Source organism: Nocardia sp. NPDC056541, assembly GCF_042794235.1.
Lineage (GTDB): Bacteria > Actinomycetota > Actinomycetes > Mycobacteriales > Mycobacteriaceae > Nocardia.
In genome coordinates, this window is the sequence record NZ_JBHTUD010000018.1 from 73,037 (window position 1) to 94,876 (window position 21,840).

14 protein-coding genes are annotated in these 21,840 nt (G+C 68.2%); 4 read left to right on the top strand and 10 right to left on the bottom strand.

Annotated features, from left to right (window positions below):
• Nucleotides 1–14: 14 nt before the first annotated feature.
• The 5 genes from ACFQ9R_RS27555 to ACFQ9R_RS27575 all read right to left on the bottom strand — a co-directional run bounded on the left by ACFQ9R_RS27555 (nucleotide 15) and on the right by ACFQ9R_RS27575 (nucleotide 11,123).
• Nucleotides 15–3,554: a protein kinase gene (locus tag ACFQ9R_RS27555; protein WP_378994400.1), complete on the bottom strand. Its 3,540-nt coding sequence runs from the start codon at nucleotides 3,552–3,554 to the stop codon at nucleotides 15–17.
• A 152-nt stretch (nucleotides 3,555–3,706) separates the two neighbouring features.
• A complete protein-coding gene (locus tag ACFQ9R_RS27560) occupies nucleotides 3,707–4,780 on the bottom strand; it encodes an esterase-like activity of phytase family protein (RefSeq protein ID WP_378994403.1) in 1,074 nt (357 codons plus the stop codon).
• A 189-nt stretch (nucleotides 4,781–4,969) separates the two neighbouring features.
• Nucleotides 4,970–7,126 (bottom strand): 3-hydroxyacyl-CoA dehydrogenase NAD-binding domain-containing protein, encoded by a 2,157-nt coding sequence (locus tag ACFQ9R_RS27565; RefSeq protein WP_378994405.1) that lies wholly within the window; start codon nucleotides 7,124–7,126, stop codon nucleotides 4,970–4,972.
• Nucleotides 7,127–7,169: 43 nt separating this feature from the next.
• Nucleotides 7,170–8,384, bottom strand: coding sequence for an acetyl-CoA C-acetyltransferase (locus tag ACFQ9R_RS27570; protein ID WP_378994407.1), 1,215 nt, complete (start codon nucleotides 8,382–8,384; stop codon nucleotides 7,170–7,172).
• Nucleotides 8,385–8,573: 189 nt separating this feature from the next.
• The gene (locus ACFQ9R_RS27575) at nucleotides 8,574–11,123 is read right to left on the bottom strand and encodes a DNA polymerase III subunit gamma and tau (RefSeq protein ID WP_378994410.1); all 2,550 of its coding nucleotides are present in this window, start codon (nucleotides 11,121–11,123) and stop codon (nucleotides 8,574–8,576) included.
• Between the two features lie 445 nt (nucleotides 11,124–11,568).
• Between ACFQ9R_RS27575 and ACFQ9R_RS27580 the strand changes: the two genes are divergently transcribed.
• Nucleotides 11,569–12,393, top strand: coding sequence for a hypothetical protein (locus ACFQ9R_RS27580; protein ID WP_378994412.1), 825 nt, complete (start codon nucleotides 11,569–11,571; stop codon nucleotides 12,391–12,393).
• A gap of 66 nt (nucleotides 12,394–12,459) precedes the next feature.
• Nucleotides 12,460–13,737, top strand: a complete 1,278-nt coding sequence (locus ACFQ9R_RS27585; RefSeq protein ID WP_378994414.1) for an ammonium transporter — start codon at nucleotides 12,460–12,462, stop codon at nucleotides 13,735–13,737.
• On the opposite strand, the gene ACFQ9R_RS27590 is transcribed toward ACFQ9R_RS27585, so the two are convergent.
• Together ACFQ9R_RS27590 and ACFQ9R_RS27595 are read right to left on the bottom strand one after the other, a co-directional pair.
• Nucleotides 13,734–14,783 carry a neutral zinc metallopeptidase gene (locus tag ACFQ9R_RS27590; RefSeq protein ID WP_378994416.1) on the bottom strand — a complete coding sequence of 350 codons (1,050 nt, stop codon included), beginning with the start codon at nucleotides 14,781–14,783 and terminating at the stop codon, nucleotides 13,734–13,736. The genes ACFQ9R_RS27585 and ACFQ9R_RS27590 overlap by 4 nt on opposite strands.
• A 225-nt stretch (nucleotides 14,784–15,008) precedes the next feature.
• Entirely contained in the window at nucleotides 15,009–15,920 is a 912-nt protein-coding gene (locus ACFQ9R_RS27595) for a neutral zinc metallopeptidase (RefSeq protein WP_378994418.1), read from the bottom strand.
• Nucleotides 15,921–16,198: 278 nt separating this feature from the next.
• Between ACFQ9R_RS27595 and ACFQ9R_RS27600 the strand changes: the two genes are divergently transcribed.
• Nucleotides 16,199–17,821: a DUF2207 family protein gene (locus ACFQ9R_RS27600; protein WP_378994420.1), complete on the top strand. Its 1,623-nt coding sequence runs from the start codon at nucleotides 16,199–16,201 to the stop codon at nucleotides 17,819–17,821.
• A gap of 61 nt (nucleotides 17,822–17,882) precedes the next feature.
• Here the strand turns inward: ACFQ9R_RS27600 and ACFQ9R_RS27605 are convergent, their stop codons facing one another.
• The 3 genes from ACFQ9R_RS27605 to ACFQ9R_RS27615 all read right to left on the bottom strand — a co-directional run bounded on the left by ACFQ9R_RS27605 (nucleotide 17,883) and on the right by ACFQ9R_RS27615 (nucleotide 20,917).
• Nucleotides 17,883–19,163, bottom strand: a complete 1,281-nt coding sequence (locus tag ACFQ9R_RS27605; RefSeq protein WP_378994422.1) for an ROK family protein — start codon at nucleotides 19,161–19,163, stop codon at nucleotides 17,883–17,885.
• 365 nt (nucleotides 19,164–19,528) lie between these two features.
• Complete coding sequence (locus tag ACFQ9R_RS27610) at nucleotides 19,529–20,233, bottom strand: hypothetical protein (RefSeq protein WP_378638579.1); 705 nt, start codon at nucleotides 20,231–20,233, stop codon at nucleotides 19,529–19,531.
• Between the two features lie 105 nt (nucleotides 20,234–20,338).
• Nucleotides 20,339–20,917: an HhH-GPD-type base excision DNA repair protein gene (locus ACFQ9R_RS27615; protein ID WP_378994424.1), complete on the bottom strand. Its 579-nt coding sequence runs from the start codon at nucleotides 20,915–20,917 to the stop codon at nucleotides 20,339–20,341.
• Nucleotides 20,918–20,993: 76 nt separating this feature from the next.
• On the opposite strand from ACFQ9R_RS27615, the gene ACFQ9R_RS27620 reads away from it, so the two are divergent.
• A complete protein-coding gene (locus ACFQ9R_RS27620) occupies nucleotides 20,994–21,800 on the top strand; it encodes a methyltransferase domain-containing protein (RefSeq protein ID WP_378994506.1) in 807 nt (268 codons plus the stop codon).
• The last annotated feature ends 40 nt before the right edge of the window (nucleotides 21,801–21,840 follow it).

The window sequence follows — 21,840 nt, forward strand, 5'->3', positions numbered from 1 at the left end:
CCACCGGGCCGCGATCAGACCAGTAATTCGTCGAGGAAGTGACCGGGCAGGGCGCGCAGGATCGGATGATCCTGCCCGTCATGGGATTGCGTGCGCAGTACGTGGAGCAGGCCGACGACCCCCGGCCCCGCGTCCAGCAGCGGTCTGGTCCAGCCCAGTTCGGCGCAGGTGCGCAGGACCGGAAGCACCAGCCCGGTCGCCTCCCCGACCCATCCCGCCGACGCGAGACACTCCGCGAGCAGCAGGGTCGCGTCCAATTCCGCCCGGGGACGGCCCTGTTCGAGTGTTTTCGCGTAGATCACCCGCGCATGGCGGGCCGCGCGATCATCGGCACGCAGGCGCTGTTCGGCCAGTAGCCGCCGAATGTCGGCGATGGCCCGCGCCTCGGTGATCAGCGCGGCGGCGCCCTTCTTGCGCCGTGCGCCGTTACCGGAGCTGTCGGGGACGAAGGTGTCTTCGCCGGTGGGGAATCCGAGCCTGGCCCGCTCGGCCCGCACATGCGCGTCCAGGCGAGCCAAGCCGTTCTCCGCGGCCACTCGCGCGCCTTCGTCGAGGCGGGCCGAGGCGGTGTACTGATCGCCGAGAGCCGCCTTCACCCTGGCACCGACCACGAAGGTCGCGATCAGGAAGTCGACGGGACCGACCCGGGTGACCAGCTCGTGGCTCTCGTCGAGGAGCCGATCGGCCAGCGCCAGATCGCCACGGCGATAGGCCACTTCGCCGAGCAGGGCGGCCGCGATCCGTGCGGCGTCCGAGCGCGGCCCCGACTTGGTGCGCGCGGCTTCGTATGCCTGCTCGAAAGAGGTGGTAGCAGAGGCGATGTCGAGTTGCTCGTAGGCGGCGTCGCCCAGCGCGCACAGCCCGAATACCGGACCGAGTGGGTCCTTCGACTGGGTGTGATAGTCGGCGGCCCAATCCTGGAGCTCGGTCACCGCGCTGAAGTCGAACTCGCACAGCCGAACGAACGACATCAGATTCGCGGCGGTCGACACCGTCCAGGCGGGCAGGTCGCCGGGTTCGTCCAGAATGGGTACCAGACTGTCGGCTACCTCGGCGATGTCATCGTGGGCTACCCGGTCGGCAGCGTCCAGCACCGTTGCCACACATCGCTGTTCGGTCAGTTCCGGTTCGCCGGGTGAGCTGCGGGCCAGCAGATTCGAGAGCCGGCCGAGCGCGTTGCGGGCGGTCCCCGTCTGCTGCATGTTCATATTCGCCCTGGCCACCGCCATCAAGAGCTTCGACCGTGAGGTCACCTGCTGCACAGGTAGTTTCGAGACGGTGCCGAGCAGGGTGGCGAGCCGGGATCCGTCGATCAGGTCCATGCCCCCGCTCTCGAGCAGGTCGGCGGCGAGTTTGAGATCGGTCGCGGCCAGCGCGTGATCCACCGACTTGCGCAGCAGTTGATGCTCGGCGTACCAGCGAGCGGCCTTGCGGTGCAGCGCTTTCGAACGTCCTGGATGTTCACGGTCGAGGCGGGCGCGCAGATGCTCGGCGAACAGCGGTTGCATGCGGTACCACTCCGGATCGTGCTGGATCCGATGCAGGAAGAGCTCACGCTGCTCGGCCTGCTCCAGCATCGCCGCACCATCGGAGACATCGGCGAGCACGCCGGCCAGCGACCCGTTCACCCGCTCGACCACCGAGATCGCCATCAGGAACTCCAGCTGCTCGGGCGCCAGCGCGTCGAGCACGTTCTCGGCCAGATACTCGCGCATCCCGTGCCCGCCCTCGGCGAGCGAGGCGAGCAACTGGGCCGGATCGGCCTTGTCGCGCAATGTGAGGCTCACCAGCTGGATCGCGGCGGGCCAGCCGTCGGTCGCGAGGTGGATCTGTTCGACCTGCTCGTCGGTGAGCGCGAAACCGTTGCGCTCCACCAGGATCTGCCGGGTCTCCGATTCGGTGAGCCGCAGCGCGGCCGCGTCCAGCTCCACCAGTTCGTCGCGCACCCGCAACCTGCTGATCGGCAGGCCGGACTGATCGCGGCTGGTGATGACGAACCGCACGTGGTGGCAGCCGTTGTCGAGCAGGGTCGCCATCGCGCGTTGCACGCCGGGATCGCGTACCCGGTGCCAGTCGTCCACCACGACGACCACCGGGCGCCCGCTCGCGTGGATCTCGTCGATCAGGGTGGCGATCACATAGGCGACCGCGTCGGCGGGCCGCTCCTCCAGCACCTGCTCGAGACCCGCGCCGACATCGGGGCGCACCCGGCGGATGGCCTCGATGAGGTGGGCGAGGAACCAGATCTCGCTGTCGTCGTCCTGGTCGACGCCCAGCCACGCCACCGGAATGTCGCGGGTGGCCAGGTCGGCGCGCCACTGCGTGGCGATGGTGCTCTTGCCGAAACCGGCGGGCGCGTGGATCAGGGCGAGTCGGCGCTCGCCGCCCGCACGCAGCACGTCGAGCAGGCGCTGGCGCGGGAAGGGTTCGCGAGCGGGCGTGGGTGGGCGGAATTTGGTGGCAGCGGTCGGCGGAAACGTGCCGGTCGTCGAACCCGGCATGGGCACCGAGGCACCTGCGGCCTGCAAGGTCAGCGGCCAGCTGCGGCGGCCGGTGACCGACTTCAGGACCTCCGGGGCGTCGTCGGTGGTCTCCTCGGAGTCGAGCAATGCCATTTCGTCGGGCATCTGGCCGTGCGCACGCTGCACTTCGCGGAGCAGTTCGCCGAACTCGTAGGCCGAGGCCGGGCGGTCGGCGGGCTCGGGGGACATGGCCCGTTCGATCACTTCCGCCACGTCGCCGGGGATGTCCTGAGCGCGCAGGTCGGGGACATGCTGGGTGGTGATGCGCAGGAATTGCGCGACCACCTTCTCCCCCGCCTGGCGTTCGAACGCGGCATGGCCGGTCAGCAGGGCGAACAGGGTCGCGCCGAGGCCGTAGACATCAGACCGCACGGTCGGTTCAGTGCCCTTGAGCAATTCCGGCGCGGTGAACGCGGGCGAACCGGTGATCAAGCTGCTCGACGTCTGGAATCCGCCGGGGATGCGGGCGATGCCGAAATCGGTGAGTTGCGGTTCGCCGTACCCGCTGATCAGTACGTTCGCCGGTTTCACATCCCGGTGCAGGATGCCCGCCCGATGCGCCGATTCGATCGCCGCGGCCAGCTTCACCCCGGCGCGCAGCGTATCCGACCAGGTCAGCGGGCCACGATCGTGGATGAGGCGTTCGAGTGAGCCGCGCGAGGCGTAGGGCATCACGATCAGCGGCAGCCCGGTCGCGGTCACGTCGACCTGCAGGATGTCGACGATATTCGGATGTCCGGACAGCCTGCCCATCGCCTGTTCCTCGCGCAGGAACCGTTCCCGGCTCTCCACATCGATCTCCGAGGACAGCACCTTCACCGCGACCACGCGATCCAGCGCCGGCTGCAATGCGCGGTACACCACGCCGAATCCGCCGCGCCCGATCTCCTTGGCCCCCGTGAGGCCCATGGCATCGAGTTCCGCGATCACGGCCTCGTCGGGCACTCCCGGCGCCACCGTCCGCTGGGTATTGAGCCCCACCGGCGCCGCCTCGGCCAGGCCGCGCCGCATACGCGTCTGCTCCGGATCCATGTGACCACCTCTCACCATCGGCGTCACCGGCGTTTCGGTCGGCATGCGGGGAGGTCACCGACATCACCGCACATATCCAAGCTAGCGCGATCCGGCGTCTATCGGGTGGAGATTCGACGCTGTGGCGGCAACGGTTGTCCGAAACCCACGGTTCAGCGCACCGCGAGCGCGATCAGCTGAGTGCGCTGTTCGGACGCGAAGTTGTTGTCCGCGACCAGCACCAACGTGCGCTCACCCGAGGGCAGGCGCGGGCCCCAGGTCATTCCCTCGATGTTGTCGACGGCCTCGATCCCCAGATCGGCGAGGTCGGCGACGAGCCGCTTGGCCACCGGGCGAGCACCCGCGATCGGCGCGTCGAGCACAGTACCCGCGGCCGTGGTGTCGATCTCGAAGATCCGCACCCGATTCCCCACCCCCTTGGCGAAAGCCCGTTCGACCACCAGGAATCGGGTCGGATCGAAGCTGTCGTCGGCGAGGATCGCGGTCACGCCGTTGCTCGCCTGCCCGGCCTCCGGCCGCGACTCGGCGAACACCGGCTCCAGCGGGTACGCGTACTGCGCGAGCACCGGCCCGAACCTGGCCTGGACGGTGATCCGCGTCGTGGCCCCCGCCGTCGTGGTCGCGCCCGGACCGTCTTGGAGCAGCGGCCCCTCCATCGCGGTCACGAACAACGCCCCACCGGCCGCGAACGTCGCCCCCTCGAGCGCCTGGTTCTGCCGTGGCCCCGAATCAGCGCGCATCCGTTCGTTTTCCGGAATCGGCAGCTCCGCGACGAACCCGCCGTCCGCGCGAGCCACCCGTACCGAAGGATCGGCAAGCACCTCACCGGTCCGCTCGCCCTCCTGTGTCCAGAAGTAGTCTCCCGTCCACGGATCAACCCGAATGTCCTCGGGATCCACCGATTTCGGCGGATACACGCCGCCGTCCGCCCGCAGCAGCGGCTTCGTGCCGGTGAAGCTCACGGGCCCGATACCCGTCTCCCCCACTGGAATCCGAGCCGTGTACACCCTGGCGGGCCCCTTTTCCGACCGGTCATCGCTGATCAAGACGAATTCACCGGCGTCGGCGCGATAGTCGATGCCCGACAGCCCGCCGACCACCGTCTCCCCGAATTCGACGTCGTGCCCCACGACCTGTTCCCCCAGCACCCGCACGCCATCGACCGCGGCCCCCGCATCCGGCACCGCGCCCCCCGCGACGACAATTCCCAGAACCGCTGCAGCCACCCGACGTCCCATGACCGACAAGCTATCCACCGCACCACACCCCCAGGTGAACACCACCCGAACTGTCGGTCGCCGCCCCACCACCTCCGAAGTCCGAGCTGGACTCTTGACTGCCCCGACAACGGCGAACGCCCGCCACCTCATAGAGGTGACGGGCGCCGACCCGGTGCGAAACCGGGAACTACCGACTTACTTGCGCAGCGAGGCCGGGACCTCGAAACGCGGGCCGAACTTCGCGGCCAGCTCGTCGGCGCGAGCCACGAAGGCCTCCTGGCCACCGGGGTAGCCGACGATGAACTGGTGCGAGCCACCCGACCAGGCCGGGAAGCCGATGCCGAAGATCGAGCCGATGTTCGCGTCGGCGGTGCTGGTGAGCACGCCTTCGTCGAAGCACTTCTGGGTCTCGATGGACTCGGCGAACATCATCCGGTCCTTGAGGTCCTGGAAGGTGACACCCTCCGGGAGCTCACGGCTCGAGCTGAAGATCTCGCGCAGCTCGTCCCACAGGCCGGTGGCCTTGCCGTCGACGTACTCGTAGAAGCCCGCGCCGCCCAGCTTGCCCTTGCGGTCGTACTTGTCGATCAGGGTGTTGAGGACCTCGGCGGTCTTCGCGGACGCGGCGTTGAGCTCACCACCGGCAGCAAGGATGGCCTCGGAGGTCTCCTTGTAGATCTTCTGCATGGTGGTGAAGTTCAGCTCGTCGCTGAGCTTCAGCGGCGCGGCCGGGTAGCCCGCCTGCAGACCGGCCTGCTCGACAGTGGCCGGGTCGACACCCTCGGCGACCATGGAGATGGCCTCGTTGATGAAGGTACCGATCACGCGCGAGGTGAAGAAGCCACGGCTGTCGTTGACGACGATCGGGGTCTTCTTGATGGCGAGGGTGTAGTCGTACACCCGGGCCAGCGCCTCGTCGGAGGTCTTCTCGCCCTTGATGATCTCCACCAGCGGCATCTTGTCCACGGGGGAGAAGAAGTGGATACCGATGAAGTCCTCGGAGCGCTTCACACCGTTGGCGAGCAGGGTGATCGGCAGGGTCGAGGTGTTCGAGCCGAGCAGGGCATCGGCGTCGACGATGTCCTCGATCTCCTGGAAGACCTTGTTCTTGAGGTCCGGGTTCTCGAACACGGCCTCGATCACGAAGTCGACGCCCTTGAAGTCGGCGGCGTCCGCGGTCGGGGTGATGCGAGCCAGCAGCGCGTCGGACTTCTCCTGGGTGGTCTTGCCACGCGAGAGAGCCTTGGCCTCGATGGCCTCGGCGTAGCCCTTGCCCTTGACGGCGTTGGCGAGCTCGACGTCCTTGAGGACGACGTCGTAGCCGGCCTTGGCGGAGACGTAGGCGATGCCCGCGCCCATCATGCCGGCGCCGACGACACCGATCTTCTTGATCTCACGCTTGGGCACATCCTCGACGGACGGACGCGAGCCGCCACCGTTGATGTGGTTGAGGTCGAAGAAGAACGCCTGGATCATGTTCTTCGCGACCGGACCGGTCAGCAGGCTCGTGAAGTAACGGCCCTCGATGGTCAGCGCGTTGTCGATGTCGACCTGCGCACCCTCGACCGCCGCGGCCATGATGGCGCGCGGGGCGGGCATGTTGGTGCCCTTGATCTGCTTGCGCAGGTTGGCCGGGAACGCGGGCAGGTTCGCCGCGAAGGCCGGGGTGGACGGGGTGCCGCCGGGGATCCGGTAGCCCTTCTTGTCCCACGGCTGCGCCGCTTCGGGGTTGGCCGCGATCCACACCTTGGCGGCGGGGATCAGTTCCTCGACCGTGGCGACGACCTCGTCGATCAGGCCGATTTCCTTGGCCTTGGTGACGCGGTGACGCTGGCCCTGCAGCAGCACCTGCATCAGCGCGTTCTGCAGACCGAGCATGCGCACGGTGCGGGTCACGCCGCCGCCACCGGGCAGCAGGCCCAGGGAGACCTCGGGCAGGCCGATGGCCGAACCCTTGACGTCGGCCGCGATGCGGTAGTGGGTGGCCAGCGCGATCTCCAGGCCGCCACCGAGGGCAGCGCCGTTGATGGCGGCGACGACCGGCTTGCCGAGCTGCTCGAGGCGACGCAGCGGGGCCTTCACGTCGGTGACCATCTTGACGACCTCGGCCGCGTTGTCCGGGCCGACCTTCATCATGTTCTTCAGGTCGCCGCCGGCGAAGAAGGTCTTCTTGCCGGAGGTGATGACGACACCGGTGATGTCGTCCTTCTCCGCCTCGAGGCGGTCGACGGTGGCGTTCATCGACGCGAGGTACGCGTCGTTCATGGTGTTGGCGCCCTGGCTGGGGTCGTCGATAGTGAGGACGACCACGCCGTCGGCGTCCTTCTCCCAGCCGATGATGTTGTCAGTCATAGTTTTTCGTTCTCTCCTATGAGAAGTGAAAGTCGGCCGGAGCTCAGACGCGCTCGATGATGGTGGCGACGCCCATGCCGCCGCCGATGCACAGGGTGATCAGGCCGTAGCGCGCGTTGCGACGCTCCAGCTCGTCGAGCACCGTGCCGGTGATCATCGCGCCGGTGGCACCCAGCGGGTGGCCCATCGCGATCGCGCCACCGTTGACGTTCAGCTTCTCGTCCGGGACGTTCAGGTCCTTCTGGAACTTCAGCACCACGGAGGCGAAGGCCTCGTTGATCTCGACGAGGTCCATGTCCTCGATCGTCAGACCGGCCTTGGCCAGCGCCTTCTTGGCGGCCGGGGTGGGACCGGTGAGCATGATGGTGGAGTCCGCACCGGAGGTGGCGGTCGCGACGACGCGGGCACGCGGGGTCAGACCCGAGTTCTTGCCCGCCTCTTCGGAACCGATCAGCAGCAGGGCGGCGCCGTCGACGATGCCCGAGCTGTTGCCACCGTGGTGGACGTGGTTGATCTTCTCGATGTAGGTGAACTTCTGCAGCGCGACGGCGTCGAAGCCACCCATCTCACCGATGCCGGCGAAGGCCGGGTTCAGCTTGCCGAGGTCGACGGCGGTGGTGCCGGGACGCATGTGCTCGTCGTTGTCGAGCACGACCAGGCCGTTGATGTCCTTGACCGGGACGATCGACTTGGCGAAGTAGCCGCCGGTGGTCGCCGCGGCGGCCAGGTCCTGCGAGCGCACCGCGTAGGCGTCGACGTCATCGCGGGTGAAACCCTCGATGGTGGCGATCAGGTCGGCCGAGATGCCCTGGGGCACGAAGTAGCCGTCGTAGTTGGTGGCCGGGTCGAGCGCCCAGGAGCCGCCGTCGGAGCCCATCGGTACGCGCGACATCGACTCGACGCCACCGGCGATGACGAGGTCGTCGAAGCCGGAGCGAACCTTCTGCGCAGCCAGGTTCACGGCCTCGAGGCCGGAAGCACAGAAGCGGTTGAGCTGGAAGCCACCGACGGTGTCGGGCAGGCCGGCGATGGTGACCGCGGTGCGGGCGATGTCCATGCCCTGGTCACCGACGGGGGTGACCACGCCGAGGATGAGGTCCGAGATCTGGTCCTCGTCGAGGTTCGGGAAGCGGCCACGCAGCTCCTGGATCAGACCAACAGTCAGATCGATCGGCTTGACCGAGTGCAGCGAGCCGTTCTTCTTGCCGCGGCCGCGCGGAGTGCGGATGGCCTCGTAGATGTAGGCCTCTGTGGTCATATCGGAGTGTTTCCTTCCTTGGGGTGCGGTGGCCGCACGAACGCCACGACCAATTGTCTCGACGCCGTACAAATCCCGGCAAACACCAGCGGAGCATAGAACCATGCTCATCCGGTGAAACCGGCCACCCGTTCATACTACCGTGGTGTGCGAACTCCGGTTAACTTAACGCGGTACGGACGGTGGCTGTCAACCATCCAGACTCTTTGCTCCGAACTGTTCACGTAGCAACGCCAGCGCGACCTCGTCCGGGTCTTGACGGTCACCGGGAGCCACCGGCACCGCGGCGGCGGCCAGCATCTCCCGTTCTTCCTCCGGGGTCGGCGGGGCGAGAACGGCGGCGCTGCGCGCGGAATCGCCACCGGACCGGGACTCGGACCCCTCGTCCGGGCCGGGGTCGTCGGGGAGGTCAGGGAAATCCGGCGGCGGAATGTCGTCGTCGGACGGCCGGTTCGCCCGGTTCGGCGACTGGTTGCCCGCCGCCTGGCTCGGCCGCGAGAACTTGGGGCGTCCCGCGGGCTTACCCTCCGGATTTCCCGGCCCCCGCGCGGGCCCGGCCTTGGCGGCGGGCGCGGGTCGCGGCGCGGGCGCACCGGTCTCCCAGCGCACATCCAGTTCACGCCCGAGCACGGCCCGCACCGCCGAACGCACTGCTTCGATATTGCGCGGATCGGACAACCGCTGCGCCAACGGCGCGGCCGGATGCGCGAAAACGATCACCTCGCCCTCGACCCGCGACACCGCCGCCCCCGACAACAGCGCCTGCAAGGTAGCCCCGAACTCCCGCACCCTGCCCTTGATCTCCGGCCACGCGGCATCGACGATCCCGACCAGATCCTCGGTGGGTGCCGCGCCGACCGGCGGCTCCACCTGTGCAGAAGCAGTCTCGACCCGCGACGGCGCTTCGGCTTCACCCAGTTCGGGTTCCGGCTGAACCGGCGAATCCACCTGCGGTGCTACCGCTTCCGGAATCGAGTCGATGTCGGCTGCGCGCGAGCCGCTGCCGGTCAGACGGGTCGCCTCGACCTCGGGAGAATCTGCCGCGAGCCGCTGGGAAGCGACTCTTTCCGACGAGATGTCAACGGCACTGTGCCCGGAATCGATGGGCGGCGCGGAGGGCTCGAGCTGCGCGGGCGGTGCCGTCGGCGCGGGCGGTGCCGTTGGCGCGGGCGGTGCCGTCGGCGCGGGCGGTGCCGTCGGCGCTGCCTGCTCGGGTGATGCGGTCGGTGCCGACTGTGCCGTCGGCGCTGCCTGCTCGGGCGGTGCGGTCGGCGCTTGCGGTGCAGCCGGTGTGGCCGATGCTTGCGGTGCGGTCGGCGAACCGGGTGCAGACACTCTCGGGGACACACCCGGTGCGGACGTCACGGGTGCCGGCGGTGTGGCCGGGGCCGCGGTCTTCTGTTCCGCGACAGCAGGGCTCGCGGCGCCGGATGCCGACGATCCGCTGGTCGCCGCTTCCTTCTCGGCGCGCGCGGCGGCGAGGAGTTCCGCACCGCGGCGGCCACGGGAGGCCGGGACGGCCGGGCGTTCGGCGGGTGACTCACCCGCCGCAGGCCCCGGGCGGGCGGGCGCGGGGGCCGATCCGCTCGCGAATCCGCGTTCCAGCCGTTCCAGCCGTTGCAGGGTGGCCGACTCGGCGTCGGACACCGACGGCAGGAGCATGCGGGCGCAGATCACTTCGAGGAGCAGGCGCGGGGCGGTGGCGCCGCGCATTTCACCGAGGCCCTCGTGCAGGAGTTCGGCGTAGCGGGTGAGGGTGGCGGGGCCCAGACGTTCGGCCTGGTCACGCATTCTTTCCAGGACGTCGCCTGGACCGGAGACCAGGCCGCGGTCGGCGGCATCGGGGACCGCGCGCAACAGGATCAGGTCGCGCAGCCGTTCGAGCAGGTCGACGGCGAACCGGCGCGGGTCGTGGCCCGCTTCCATCACCGAATCGACCGTGTTGAACAGGGCCGCACCATCATCGGCGGCCAGCGCGTCGATGGCGTCGTCGATCAGCGCCACATCGGTGACGCCGAGCAGCGAGACCGCGCGCGGGTAGGTGACACCGTCGGGCCCGGCGCCGGCCAGCAGCTGGTCGAGCACGCTCAGGCTGTCGCGCGGCGAACCACCACCGGCCCGGATGACCAGCGGGTACACCGCCTCCTCCACCGGTACGTGCTCCTGCTCGCAGATCTTGCCGAGCAGTCCGCGCATGGTGGCGGGCGGCAGGAGCCGGAACGGATAGTGGTGCGTGCGTGAGCGAATCGTCGGCAGCACCTTGTCCGGCTCGGTGGTGGCGAAGATGAAGATCAGGTGGGCGGGCGGTTCCTCGACGATCTTGAGCAGCGCGTTGAAACCGGCCGTGGTGACCATGTGCGCCTCGTCGACGATGAACACGCGGTAGCGCGACTCGGCGGGCGCGTAGAAGGCGCGATCGCGCAGCTCGCGGGTGTCGTCGACGCCACCGTGACTGGCCGCGTCGAGTTCGATCACGTCGAGATTGCCCGAGCCGCCCGGCCCGAGCGCCACACACGACGAGCACGTGCCACACGGGGTCGACGTCGGCCCGTCCACGCAGTTCAGCGACCGCGCGAGGATGCGCGCGGACGACGTCTTACCGCAACCACGCGGCCCGGAGAACAGATACGCGTGACTGATCCGTCCGGTATCCAGCGCTGTACTCAGCGGGTCGGTGACGTGCTCCTGACCCACTACTTCTGCGAATGTCGCCGGTCGATACTTCCGGTACAGAGCCACGACCCACAGGCTACCGAGAGTGTCCGACAGGGTTTATCGGCGGCTGGCACTGTACCCGCGCGCGGTAACGAAGCCTTGATAATGATGTGATCTAAATCACATTGAATTTCGCGGTATGGAGCGTAGGTGCAAAGCGTGCCGCTAGGCGCAACGGCTGAGCTATCGACTGCCACACACGTGGCGAATCCGCCATCGAACAGTCTGTTGATACTGGTTGCCACGGCAATCCAAACCAATTCCCCGATTGACGGCCCCTTACCGGATGTAACGAAACAATGAACGGTCGTGACAGCGGCGCAAGTGCCTGGCTACCGTGGATCTCGGCAACTTCGGTGGCCAAACCTTCATCAGGTTGGTGACCCCGGCCGGTCCCTCATCCCGACCGGGGCACAACCTTCGCGCACCGATCGCTCCCCCACCGCACCGACCGGAGGAACGTTTCACCGTGCTGTCGTGTGATGACATCGCAACCGCCTGGCTCGCCCACACCGACTTCGCCGGCGACAACGCCGCAGTCGGGCTACTGAGCCGGGCGATCAGCCCACAAGACTTCGACATCAAACGCGACTCGTTACCCGTCGCTGCCGCAGCCGACCCGGCGACCGCCGACGCCATCCTGCAACTGCTCGAACGCGGGCAGGTGCCGACGATGGCGGCCATTCGCACGCTCACCGCGCAGAACGAGATGCGCCGCGAGGCCGAGCGGATCGAGCGGCTCGGCCGTCGCGCCCAGCGCAGCATCGACGAGTTCGGGCGCGTGCTGGCCCGCCTCGCCGCGGCGCACTGGACCGACCACGATATCGGCCCCACCAGGCGCGATATCCTCGCCGATGCCGAGGTCTGCACGCTCATCGCCGAACGGGTGGGTGAGATCGCGCCGTCGGCGGTCAAGCATCTGTGGCTGATCGAACGGGCACAGCGCGCGGGCTGGATCGCCTCGAACGCGAGCCCCGGTTCACTGTGCCCGGCGCGGCGCTGGCACACCACCAAATACGGCAACCGGGTCTCGCAGAAGCCGGTCAACATGATCGGCAAGCTGGTCGCGGGCTTCGTCGTGGAACACACCGCCGACCGGGGCAAGCCGCCGAGCTGGGCGGTGCTCGCCCGCGACGCGCGCGACGATCGCGGCCGCCGCCTGTTCTTCGACGTGGCCGACGCGCATGCCCAGCGCCGCTGGCTCACCACTGCCGAGTGGCTCGCCGACGGCGATGACCTGCCCGTTCCCGGCAAGCGCGGCGTGCGGGCGCTGGCCAAGGAAAACCGGGGCTAGCGCCGCCATCCGTGGTGAGTGTTCGGTAACTTTCTCGCAACGCATCCACGCGTGAAAGGAGTTACCGTGCCCGCAACGATCGACCCGGCGGCCACTGCTTGGCTACTCGCGGCCACCGCCATGGTGCTGTTGATGACGCCCGCACTGGCCGTGTTCTACGGCGGGATGGTGCGCTCGACCGGCGTGCTGAACATGCTGATGATGAGCTTCATCGCGATCCCGCTGGTCACCGTGGTCTGGCTGGTCGCCGGCTACAGCCTCGCGTTCGGCGACGACGCGGGTGGTGGCCTGATCGGCGATCTCGAGCATCTCGGGCTGGCCGGGATCAATCCCGACTCCGTCCGCGGCACCATTCCGGAGCTGCTGTTCGTCACCTTCCAGCTGACGTTCGCGATCCTGACCGCCGCCCTGGTCTCCGGCGCCATCGCCGACCGTGCCAAGTTCGCGGGCTGGATGGTGTTCGTTCCGCTGTGGACGCTGGCGGTGTACGCGCCGATCGCGCACTGGGTGTGGGGGCCGGACGGCTGGCTGCTGAACTTCGGCGCGCTCGACTACGCGGGCGGGCTGGTGGTCGAGATCGCCTCCGGCGCTTCCGCCCTCGCCTTGGCGCTGGTCCTCGGACCGCGCATCGGTTTCAACATCGATGCGATGCGTCCGCACAACCTGCCGTTCGTGCTGCTCGGCGCCGGTCTGCTGTGGTTCGGCTGGTTCGGTTTCAACGCGGGCTCCGCGCTGGGCGCCACCGGCACCGCGGCGGCGGTCTTCCTGAACACCCTGGTCGCGGGCAGTCTCGGCATGCTCGGCTGGCTCATCGTCGAACAGATCCGCGACGGCAGGCCCACCACGTTCGGTGCGGCTTCGGGCGCGGTGGCCGGTCTGGTCGCGATCACCCCGTCCTGCGGCGTGGTGAACACCCTCGGCGCGGTGCTGGTCGGCCTGGCCGCCGGCGTGGTGTGTTCGTTCGCGGTCGGCTGGAAACACAAAGCGGGCTATGACGATTCGCTCGACGTGGTCGGCGTGCACTTCGTAGGCGGCATCGTGGGCACGGTCCTGATCGGCCTGCTGGCCACCCAGGTGATGACCGGCGGCGTGAACGGGCTGCTCTACGGCGGCGGCCTCGCCCAGCTCGGCAAGCAGCTCGTCGCGGTCCTGGTGGTCGCGGCCTACGCCTTCGCGGTCTCGTGGGTGCTCGGCAAGGGCATCGACAAGATCATCGGCTTCCGGGTGAGCAAGGAAGACGAAACAGCGGGCATCGACTTCGCCCTCCACGCCGAAACCGCCTACGCCGAAGGGGTGCACGGCTCCTCGCCCCGCCGCTTCGGCGAGGGCCACTACGGCAACTAACTGACCTCGTCGGCTGGTGCCAACCAGGTGTTGCATTCGAAATTGCGGTTCTTCGAGTAGCCCTGGTTGTACCAGTTGCCGTTGTGGTCCGGGGTGCCGTGATCGCGGTGGCGGCCGTCGCCGTCACCGCGGTTGTAGTTGTGCTTCACCGCGGCGTAGCCCTCCTGCGAGGTCCACGAACCGCCTGCTTCCGACGAACCGATGTACATGCCGCCGAAACAGCTGGCCTGCAGCTCCATTCGACGCGAGGTCTCCAGCCCGCCCGCCGACATCGTGCCCTGCTCGCGACGCTGGTTCGACGAGGCCTGCATCAGGCCGGTGAGCCCCTGGATGTGGTGACCGTATTCGTGGGCGTAGACCGACAGCGCCTCCATCGGCGGATACGGGGTGTTGTGCAGCACCAACCCCTCCGTCGACATGTAGATGGTGCTCGAGGCACTGCAGTAGAACGCGTCGCTGGTTGAACCACCACACGGCGACGACAGCTGCGACGGCTGTTCCGCGACAACCAGACCCGGGCTCTGGAACGGCAGATTCGCGGCGGTCAGATTCGATCGCCACATCTGATCGAGGCACACCTGAGCCGCCGCGAAGAACGCCTTGGCCACCGCCGCGGCGGTCGACCAGCGCGGCAGATCGCAGTCCATGTTCGTCAGGCCCGCGTCGTCGTTGCTGAACAGCGGATGCTGACCGAGGGCGATAACAGGTTGCGGCCCCGCCGGTTTGGTCGTTGTCGGCGCCGTGGTGCGCGCGGTGGTCGTAGCGCGCGCTGTCGTCGGATTCGTGGTCGGCACCGGCGAATTCGAGCTGTAGGTGAAACTCGGCGGCGTCGTCTTGGCGACCGAGCCCGGCGAGCTCTGATCGGACAGGGCCACCGCGGCGACCAGCAACCCGATGACCCCGAACACGGTCAACACCGTCAACACCGCACCGACCGCACCCGAACCACCCCGACGCGGCGGCGGATACCCCTGCGGCGCATAGCCGTAAGGCGGCGGCAACGGTCTGCCGTAGGGCGGCATCGCCGGGTGTCCGTAAGGCGGCATCTGTCCCCCATACGGCGGCATCTGCCCGCCATACGGTGGCGGCAGGGGCCTACCGTACGGCGGCTGCGGAGGAGGCGGGGGATACATGAAATCACCTGACAACTGGTCACGCGCGGATATGGGTAACTCACCGGGAACGGGCTGACTCACCCCGCGCCCCGCCGTCGGCCGCTCACGCTACCGGTGTGGCGCCCGAGCCCGGCAGGCGCGGAGAGGCGGGGTGCCTCAGTTCACTTCGCTCGCAGCGACGGTGAAGGTGTTGCACTGGGCCGTGAGGTTGCGGTCCAGGCCGGTTTCGAACCACTGGCCGCCGTGCTCGGCGGTGCCGTGGTCGCGCATGTCGCCGGGGCCGTCACCGCGGCCGTAGGAATCCTTGGTGGCGACCGTGACCTGCGAGGAGGTCAGCGAACCACCGCCCTTCGAGGAGGCGATGAACATGCCGTCGAAGCAGTTGGCCTGCAACTCGACTCGGCGCGAGAGCTCCAGCCCCTTGGCCGAGCGGGCGCCCGCGTCGACGCGCTCGCTGTTGGCCTTGCGCAGGATGCCCGACTGGGCCTGCACGTGGTGGCCGTACTCGTGCGCGAACACCGACAGGTACACCACCCAGTTGTCGCGGAACTGCTCGGTCTGCAGCTGGCTGATCGGCATGTAGATGGTCTTGTTCGCCGGGCAGTAGAAGGCGGCGAAGTTGCTCGTCGACCCGGTGCACGGGGTGGTGATGCCGTCGGTGGTCGCGGTGACGCTGAGCGTCGGCGACTCGAAGGGCAGATTGTTCTCCGCCAGCAGCGGTTTCCATGCCGACTCGAGGCACTTGGCGGCCGACTCGAAGAAGGCGCGCGCCTTGTCCACCTGCGTGCCCCACGGCGCGTAATTGCACGATGCCGGGACCAGGGTGCCGTCGGAGTCGGTGAGCAGCGGGTTGTCGCCGGTCGCGGCGGGCGCGGTACCGGGCTGCGGGGTATAGGTAGTGGTCGGTTTCGGACCGATCGCGCCGATCCCGAGGTCGACGCCGGTATTGACGGCGTACTTCACCAGCCCGCCGACCAGCAGGAAGATGACGACCAGGATTGCCGAGGTGAAGCCACCGCCCCGCTTACGCGGCGGCGGAGTCGGCCTGCCCGGCGGCCCATAGGGCATCGGCGGCGGGCGGTAACCCGGCGGCGGACCATACGCCGGACGCTGCCCATAACCCTGTGGATAGCCCTGCGGCTGTGGATAACCCGGCTGCCCATATCCCGGTTGTGGCCGGTATCCCGGGGGCGGACCATAGCCGGGGGGTGGTGGAACCGGTCGTCCACCTGGGCCGTTCGGCCCATAACCGTACGGTGGTTGAGTCACTCCCCCGTACCCCCCTCGTCTCATGAGTCGTCGACAGCCGCTGACGCAGAATAGCAAGCTGTCTAGAGTAAGCACCCATGCTGACTTTTCGGGGGGGCGCCGCTGGCGCGCTGCTGCTCGCTGCGGCGGGTTTGCTCGTGGCCGCGCCGGTAGCCCATACGGAGCCCTCCACCTCCGGTGTTTCGATCACCGCCGACCTCACGCTCACCGAAACCGGTGTGCTCGAAGTCATCGAAACTGTCGCGGTACCCGCCGACGGAAATTTCACGATGTCGCTGCCGTTGCGCCTCAAGGTCGGTGACGACGTGGAACGGGTCTTCAAGGTCACCGATGTGACCGCGAGCGGTACGGGCACCGCCACCACTGTCAACGACCAGTTCGTCGTCGAGGCGAAGCCGGGCGAATCGAAGTTCACGTATACGGTGCACAACACCGTCTCCGACATGCCGGGCACGCAGGTGTTCCACTGGCTGGGCGTGCTCAACGCCGATATCGCCGTGCTCGACGTCTCGGTGATCAGCCCGAGCTTCCAAATGGGCATCGTCGACTGCAAACTCGGCTCGGCGGGCAATGCCAAGCCGTGCGCCGATGTCCACACCGAACCCGACGGCGTGCTGTATCTGCACCAGACCGAGCTGCGCAAGGGCGATGCCATCGACCTCACCTTGCAGATGCCGCCCGGCACCGTGCCCGCGAATGCCGATGTGCGCGGCGGCGGTACGGGCCCGTTCGCCTTCACCACCCCCGTGCTCGCGGCCTTCGGCGCCTTCCTGCTCGCGCTGGCGGGCATGATCGCCTACGTACTGCTGGCGCGGAAGCGGGCTGCCGCCGCGGTGGCGGGTAGCGACACCTTCGATCCGCTGATCCAGCAGGCAGGCCGCGTCGAGTTCACCTCCCCCGACGGCGTGCTCCCCGGCGAGGCCGGCCTGATCATCGACGAACACGCCGATCCGGTCGACATCGCCGCCACCGTCGTCGATCTCGCCGTCCGGCGCTACCTGTGGATCACCCCCGTGAACGCGCGGGGCGAAGACGATTGGCGCATCAGCCGCGTCAACGCCCCCGACGACCAGCTGCGCGAATACGAGCGCACCGTCTACGACATGCTGCTGCCCGAAGGCACCGACACCGTCGCCGTCCGCGAACTGCGCGCCCCCGGCCGCCTGCAACTGGACCCGATCCGCGCCGCCATGCGCAACGACGCCGTCGCCACCGGCGCCTTCGCCGATCCGAAACAGCGCGCGCTCCCCCGCTGGATCGGCGCCGCCCTGATCACCCTCGGCCTGATCATCACGGTCACCCTCGCCCTGACCGCGGGGCACGCCCTGGTCGGCGTGGCCATCGCCCTGGCAGGCGGAGCGGCGATGCTGCTCCCTAACTACCTCCCCACCCGAACCCCACTCGGCGACACCGTCGCAGGCCGAATCCGCGCGATGCACCGTGGTCTCGACACCGTCGTACGCGACCGGATCCCGCCCATCGACCAGGAGACGATCTTCTCCCGCGCCCTCCCCTACACGGTGATCAGCGGCCGAGCGGACAACTGGATCCGCACCTTCCGCGACATGAACCCCGCAGCCGACTCACAGCCCGGCCTCTACTGGTTCGCCGGCTACGACCGAGACCCCAACCTCCACCGCTTCGCCGCCCAGTTCCCGTTCTTCATCACCGCACTGGAAGGCGCCTTCAACCCGCGCTGAGCGACCTTGGCATACGAAAAGGCCCTGCCACTCAGAAGAGTCGCAGGGCCTTTCTCAGCTCTCACACCCGGCGGATAGCCGCCAACGGATCCGCGTACAGCGCGCTCAGCGAAGTAACCACCGCCGCGAACTCCTGGACCTTCCCCCCGAATCCACTGATCCGGATATCGGTGGCCGCCAACTGCGTGCTCTGCGAAAACGAGCGAGCCACATGCCCCAGCGCGGGCCGGTACCCCGTGAACGCCTGACCGCCCAGCACAACTCGATCCGGGTTGAGCATGTCGCGAACCAGCGCGACAGTCTGTCCGAGCATCGTCGCCCGCTCGGCGAGCAGTTCCCGCGCCGATTCGGACCCGGACTCGGCCGCCCGATACAGATCATTGATCGTGGTCCCGGCAGTCCCGTTGTGCGCCGGGATGATTCCGCGACCGACAGCCCGCGCCTGCAGGGCCCGATCACCGACGGTCACTTCCAAGCATCCACGCCGGCCGCACGTGCACTGCACATCGGAGCCCGTCGGCAGATGCGCGATCGACCCCGGGCCGTTGCTCGGGGTGTGTACCCGGCCGTCGAGGGTGACGGCGATGCCCGCGGTCTCACGGACGTAGAAGTAGAGGCTGCTGCCGTGCTGAGCAGCGGGAAGTTCGGTATCGGGCTCGGGCCTGCGCGCGTCGAAGGTGGGCAGCAGCAGCTCCGAGGCAGCCATCGCCTCGACGTGCGGCGCGACGGAAACCGGCAGCTCGAGCACATCGCCGAGCACCTGCCCGATCGGCGCACCCTTCCATTCCAGCTTCGGATGGTCGACCACACCGCTCTGCGGATCCACCCGCCCACCGATGGCCACACCCGCCCACAGCGGCGTCCGCCGATGCCACCGCTGCAGGAACGCCTTGGCGCTGCGCGCGACGGTGGTGACCGCGAATTCCTGCCCGGTCTGCGGTGTGGCGATGGCGAGCCCGCCGAGAATGCGGCCACGCAGATCAGCGGCGACGATCTTCGTCGCCTCGGCGCCGATATGAATGCCCAGCGTCAGGTAGGCGTCGTGATCGATCTCGAAGGGCACCCGCGGCCTGCCGACCGCGCCCGCGGCGGTCAGATCGGGCCGCTCACGCAGCAGTCCGGCCGAAAGCAGCGACGCCACTTGCCGATTGACGGTGGCGATACTCAAACCCGTTGCTCGCGCGGCGTTGTCGCGCGAGACCGGACCGGAGGCCGCGGTACGCAGCACCGCTGCGGCGGGGTTGTCGCTACGCCGCAGCTCCGGCGGCACAACGGGGCGGGAAACACGAGGGCGACCGGCGCCCGTCCGGGAGACGGGGCGATCGATGATGGGAGCAGACATATGAAGTTCCTTGCCAAAAATCCCGTTATCCCAACGGGATTGCCTACACGTGGGGCGTGGCAGCTCGCGAACCTGAAGGGCTCAGCTGCAGAAGCAGGAACGACACAGTTCGCGCGTCAACGGCAACCGCAAGCCCAGAGCGGCGGTCACGTACGTGACCCGCTGGGCGGGGAGATGGTTGCTGGACATAACAATCAAGTTAACACCTAATCCCGACCCATCCAAGCCAAACCGGCGAATTGTGCGCTGAGGCACATCATCGCCGCAGGTCAGCGGGGGCACACGACAGGCGCAATGGGTACAAACGGGGGAAACCCTCTGCGGGAACCGAGTTCCCGCAGAGGGTTTCGACGATCCGGTCGGACTTACTTGGCCGGCGCGTTGAAGGGCGCGGAGATCGTGGAGAAGTACTGGATCGCAGCACCGATCGCCACCGGGGCGGTGATGAAGATCTGGCCCAGGATGACGCCGAGGGCGCCGATCGTGGTGGCGCCGACGACGCAGCCGCCGATGCCGCCGGGGAGGGCGCCGAAGATCGCGCCGAGCACGCCACCGGCGACCAGGCCGCCCGCCGCACCCGCGACGCAACCGAGCGCGGCGCCGCCGAGGCCACCGACCAGGGTGCCGATCGCGGCACCCAGCGAGATGGTGGAGGTCAGACGGCTCCAGGCAGCCTGCTCACGCTCGTACTCGGTCTTCCACGGCGCCTTGTCCTCGTAGGGCAGCGCGACCGGCTTGTAGACAGCCTTGGCCGGATCCAGCTGCGGGGTCAGGGTCGCGGTGTTGCCCGAGATCTCGGCCGCGATCGGCAGCTCGAACTCGTCGAGGCGGAAACTCAGGGGGGTGCCCGCGAGGGTGGCGCCGTTGGGGGCCTTGATCTTGAAGACACCGTCCTCTTCGACCAGCGAGCCGGCATCGGTGGTGATGACGGCCTTCGAATCGTCGACGACCTCGGCGGTGTAGTTGATCGGGGCGGCTTCCTCGGCCGGCGCGGCGTTCACGGTGCCTGCCGTGATGCCCGTAGCCACGGTCAGGAGCGCCGCGACAACGGCGAACTTCCTCATCTTCATAAAACTGCCAATCCCTCATCTGTTGTGGAGCTGTTCGAGATGCAAGCTTCGAGCAGATCCACCCTCGTGACGAGGGAAAAAAGCAGCTAGATCTTAACTAGGAATTCATTTCGAGGCTTTGGCCGCCGCCTTGGCCTGCTTCTTGAATTCTCGTACTTCCGACAATGTTTCGGCATCGACGACGTCGGCGACCGAGCGTCGCGACCCGTCGTCGCCATAGGATCCGGCCGCTTTTCGCCAGCCGTCGGGCTGCACGCCCCGCTGTTTTCCGAGCAATGCGAGGAAGATCTTCGCCTTCTGCGCCCCGAACCCCGGCAGGTCCTGCAACCGGCGCAGCACCTCCGCGCCGTCGGGATCGCCCGCGGTCCAGATCTGCGCAGGTAGGCCGTCATAGTGCTCGATCACATACTGGGCGAGCGCTTGGGCCCGCCGCGCCATCGACCGCCCATAACGGTGAATCGCCGGTGGGGTGGCCGCGAGTTCCTCGAATTCGGCCGGATCCGCTTCGGCGATGCGGCGCAGATCGAATCCGCCCATGCGCTCGGCGAGTTTGCGCGGCCCACGAAACGCGTGCTCCATCGGGTACTGCTGGTCGAGCAGCATTCCCAGCAGCAGCGCGAAATCGTCGGTGCTGAGCAGTTCGTCGGCCTCGGATTCCTGCGCGAGGCACAGCGTGCGAGTCATACATTCATCGTGACACATTTCACCAGTAGCCTCTGAGTCCATGCTCACGAGGACTGCTCCCACTCTGGCGGTGCGAATGACCGACTACACCCCACGCCCGGCCCGCTTCGACCGAGCGGCCCGGGATCAGCTGATCGACGCCCATGATCTGGAAGTCACCCGACCCGGTATGCGCGCGCTCGGCGCCTGGAGTCACACCGCGCTGGCGCTGCGGCCCGGCGAGAGCGCGCTCGACATCGGGTCGGGCACCGGATCGGAGGTGTTCACCTTCGCCGAGGAAGTCGGGCCCCACGGCACCGCGATCGGCGTCGAGCCGGATCCGCATCTGCTCGCCTCGGCGCAGCGCCGCGCGATCGAGTCCGGGTCGAGCGCGAGCTTCGTCTCCGGCGATGCCTACGGCTTACCGTTCGGCACCGATACCTTCGACGCGGTGCTGTGCGAACGGGTGTTCCAGCACCTCACCGCACCCGCGCGGGCGGCGGCCGAGATCGCCAGGGTGCTGCGGCCCGGTGGGCGCGCGGTGGTGGTGGACTGCGACTGGGCGACCGCGATCGTGCATCCCGGCAACCCCCGGGTGGTGAGCGCGGTGATCGACACCCTGATCTCCTCGACCACCAATCCGCTCTCGGGCCGACGCCTCCCCGGGCTGCTCAGCGGCACCGGCCTGGTGGTCGAGGAGATCGGCTCACACGCACTGGTGCAGGACCGAACGGTCGGCGCGGGAGCGCTGGTGCGCCGCATCGCTGACCTGGCCGCCCTGCGCGGGGCGATCACCGCGAGCGATCGCGATCAACTCCTCGCCGATCTGCAGGCAGGCGCGGACCGCGGCGACATCCATATCTCGGTCACCCTGTTCGGCACGCTGGTGACCAAACCGCACTGAGCGTTGGCGGGGCCTCGAGGCCCCCCCCCCCCCGGCCAAA